The organism is Oceanispirochaeta sp., assembly GCF_027859075.1.
Taxonomy (GTDB): domain Bacteria; phylum Spirochaetota; class Spirochaetia; order DSM-2461; family DSM-2461; genus Oceanispirochaeta.
In genome coordinates this window covers 1-3984 of record NZ_JAQIBL010000131.1, presented here as the reverse complement: position 1 = coordinate 3984, position 3984 = coordinate 1, and the positions used below count along the sequence as shown (strand labels likewise).

General features: G+C 40.3%; 4 protein-coding genes. 1 reads left to right on the top strand and 3 read right to left on the bottom strand.

The genetic code is table 11. The features are described 5' to 3' along the window. Positions 1-40: 40 nt before the first annotated feature. From PF479_RS07525 to PF479_RS07515, 3 genes are read right to left on the bottom strand one after another with little or no spacing between them, the layout of a single operon-like run. A complete protein-coding gene (locus tag PF479_RS07525) occupies positions 41-832 on the bottom strand; it encodes a hypothetical protein (RefSeq protein WP_298004375.1) in 792 nt (263 codons plus the stop codon). 3 nt (positions 833-835) lie between these two features. After that, complete coding sequence (locus tag PF479_RS07520; protein WP_298004373.1) at positions 836-1528, bottom strand: TrkA family potassium uptake protein; 693 nt, start codon at positions 1526-1528, stop codon at positions 836-838. Positions 1529-1558: 30 nt separating this feature from the next. Further along, positions 1559-3256 (bottom strand): TrkH family potassium uptake protein, encoded by a 1698-nt coding sequence (locus PF479_RS07515; RefSeq protein WP_298004370.1) that lies wholly within the window; start codon positions 3254-3256, stop codon positions 1559-1561. Between the two features lie 20 nt (positions 3257-3276). On the opposite strand from PF479_RS07515, the gene PF479_RS07510 reads away from it, so the two are divergent. Continuing rightward, the coding region (locus PF479_RS07510) for a diguanylate cyclase (protein ID WP_298004367.1) at positions 3277-3984 on the top strand (708 nt) is incomplete at its 3' end.

The following is a 3984-nucleotide window of genomic DNA, read 5'->3' as shown; positions in this document are numbered from 1 at the left end:
TCTTCAGTGTGACTTGCCATATTTCAATAAATTTATACCATTAATGTCTATCTTCATTTTCAACATTCTCTTTTTTTAGGGTTTTCCTCTTGAATATCCCTTTTACTGATTGAAAGGTCTTTCTGGATAGGCTGGTAACCGGTTTGCTGTTTAGTTTCGGCATCAAATGACCAGATTCAAGCTCCCAGACACAAAGATTTAAGTGGCCCCCCTTATCAAACACAGGAGTACACATATAACCCGATTTACCCTCCGCTTTCCATGGGGTTCGATTCTTTTCTAAAGAGACCATCACCTCTGCCATTTTCATATCCGGAAAAAAATCAGAGACCTTTGAATCACTTTTCATTGCAAATCCGATTTTATCTCTCATCTTATCACTGACCCCTAAGATTGTTCCCAGGGTGTCACTGATGACAACAGGGGCGGGATACTCTTCGCATAAGAGGGAGAGAACCTTATTCGCAGCGGAGATTCGATTCATTCTCAATTCAAGCAAGTCATTCTGTTCTTTCAGCATTTTTTTCAATACCTGTCCGAGTTGTCCTAACTGATCCAGTATCCTCATGGAGTGGGGGTGATTGAGATCCTTATAGCTGATTATTTTGTTTAAATCTGCAATCAATTTTCTATGTCCCATAAATGCCGAAAGTATGATAAAAAATTGAACCAGTAAAATTACAATACCCCAGAAAAGGACTTCTTGTTTATCAAAACTGATATTCAGGGGAGCAATAGAAAAAAGATTAAGGCCTATGAACAGCAAAATTATGGTTAAACATAAAATGACACAGAATGAGAAAATTAAACGTTTTATACTGATAACAATCATTTTCTAACTCCCGTTCTTCTGGAATAGTTCCAAATTTTTTTCTTCACCAACCATGATCAGGACATCTCCTTCCAGAAGTTCTTCTCCACTTTCTGGGAATAGGAGAATTTCCTTTCGAATATTTAAGCCTTCTGAGTCCATCTGATTGAGGCTTCTTCGTAAAGCTACCAGTCTGATACTGTATTTTTTTTCAAAATCTAACTCTTGAACCGTCATGTGTGATTTCTCAGGAGGCAGGTATAGCTCTGAAAGAATTATTTCTCTTGATAATTGGACCTTTTCCATCACCGAGGGGGCAATCAGATTCAGAGCGACTCTCATCCCCTGTTCTTCTTCTATATTTATGATTTCATCGGCTCCGATTTTTTTGAGCACCTGGTAATGAATTTTCGTTACGGCTCTGGCAATAACATGATGCACACCCAGTTGTTTAAGCAGTGCTGTTGTCAGAATACTGGCTTCAATATTGTCACCAATAGCCACAATGGCCGTGTCGACACTATCTAAAGATGCCTCCGATAAAGAATCTTCGTCTGTAGAATCCAGGAGAATCGCCTGACTCACAATGTCTTTGACTCTATTGACCAGGGCCGCATTATTGTCAATGGCGATAACCTCAGCACCTTTTTTAGTGAGTACTTCACAAACCTGTCTCCCGAAAACACCTAATCCTATGACTGCAATAGATTTACCCATATTTATCTCCTGGCTGACTTTCTCTTGTAATTAACCTATCATTATTGCCGCTTCGGGGTATGAAATCTTTGATTGTTTTTCACTCCCTGATGAAGCTGTCAATAATGTCAAAGGACCTAATCTTCCCAGAAACATGAGGAAAATAATCCCAATCTTTCCAATGACCGACAGGCTCCCCGTGATACCCGCTGACAATCCGACAGTTGCAAAGGCAGATACTGTCTCAAATAGAATCTTAAGGGGTGCTGCATCCTCTGTTATGACTAATATTGAACTTATTAAAAAGATGGATAATAGTCCAAAAGCAATGACCGTAAAAGCCTGGAGTATCCTGTCTTTTTGAATTTGATGTCTGTATAGTAAAACGTCATCATTTCCTCTTCGGAAGGACCGGATGTAGGCCCAGACGACACCAAGTGTATTGACCTTGATACCGCCGGCCGTACTTCCTGACGCTCCCCCTATAAACATAATCCCCATCATGATTAAAAGAGTCCCGTTTGTGAGTGATTCAAATGGCATTGTGTTGAATCCGGCGGTTCTAAGAGTCACTGATTGAAAATAGGCCTCCAGGTATTGCTGTCCCACGGGATGAGGGAAAAGTAGGTTCCTGTGTTCCAGTTTATAGATAAGAAGAGTGCCTAATCCGGTTAGCAAAGAGGAAACAATAATGACTACTTTTGAGTTTATGGACAGACTGCCTCCTTTTTTTAAAAGACGCTGTTTAATAAGGGAATACAAATCTGTTAAGACAGCAAAGCTTATCCCTCCTGCAATAATCAGAGTTGTAATAATAAAATTCATCGCTAAACTGCCATTAAAAGACATAAGACTGTCTGAGAAAAGTGAAAATCCGGCATTGCAGAAGGCCGAAATTGAATGGAAGAGGCTAAAGAAAACAGCTTTGGCAATGGATGATCCACTCTTTAAAAAAACCGGGAAGAGTAGGAGAGCGCCAATGAATTCTATTAAAAAAGTGAGAAAGATAATTCTCTTCACACTGTCTTTGAGAGTTTGAACATTCTGACTGTTCAGCATATAGGAAAGCAGGTTCCGGTCTTTAATACTTATGGACTGACGGAAGAGAAAGACCATAAAGAAAGAAAGCAGCATTATACCAAGGCCACCTATCTGTATCAGAATCATCAACACCGTTTTGCCGGCATAGGTAAAGTGGACCGGCGTATCAACGACGATCAGTCCTGTTACACAAACAGCCGAAGTCGCCGTAAAAAGAGCATCTATCGGTTTCAGGGGAGTTCCTGAATTCATGACAGGCATCATCAATATCAACGACCCGATGAGAATGACCATCACAAAACTGAAAACAACGGTCTGCGCCGGTTTGGTAATGATGGAATGCACATAGGTTGATACTTTTTTGAATCGTCCGAATATTTTCAGTATTAGCATAAGGTTCCGAATAAAGGTCATCAGATTGTTTTCATTACTGAATGCCCCGCCCATCTTTCTCATCATGATATTGATTACAAAAATGAGTAAATAGAATACCAGAAAGTAAAAAGAGAAAGGATTTCTCCTGATATAGCGTCTTGCATTACCATTTTCCTTCATTTCCCATAGAAAATCGCCCACCAGGTAAAGGACAAGAGAATAGTCTATAAATGTGATTATCTGAAAATAAATTCCGGGAGAATTGCGGTATTGCTCGAGGAAGAGGGCTACGATCCCGAGCATTACAAAAAAAGTGAGTACAATTTTTCTCATGATTGAATTATCGATTCAAAATGATAGAAGAATCAAATATATTAGGACCAAAATTCAAGAATATCAAACAAGCTGATTCCCACTGTAATTTCTCTCTCATCAATCAAATCATCTCAGTCAGACCCAATCCCACAGAGATCCGTTCCTGCCTGATCAACTGTTCGGCCCTGGATAAGGAGAATCCTGAGAATGACAGTCTATTGATTTTGACTGATATTACTGAGCAGGTAAAAATACGGGAAGAGTTGTCTCAGTCTAATAAGGCACTTGTGGAGTTGGCTAATATTGACAGTTTGACTCAGATCAGTAACAGACGGAAATTTAATGATGTTCTGAAGGCCGAGTGGAATAGAAGCCGTCGGAACCAGCGATCAATGAGCCTGATAATGATGGATGTCGACCTTTTTAAAAAATACAATGACAATTATGGTCATCAGGCGGGAGATGTTTGCCTGCAGACTATTGCCGCAACCATAAACCAGCTGGTACAGCGGAAAGGAGATCTTTTCTGCCGTATCGGAGGGGAAGAGTTTGCTGTTATTATGCCGGAAACCGAAAGGGGCGGAGCTGCTGTTCTGGCAGAAAAACTGTGCAGCTCTATTGAAGACCTGAAAATTCCTCATGAAAAATCTGAAATCTCTGACTGGGTGACCATCAGTTTAGGTGTGGCAGAATTTAAGTGCGGTCTGAATATGAGGTCGGAAGATCTCTATCGCCTTGCGGATGAA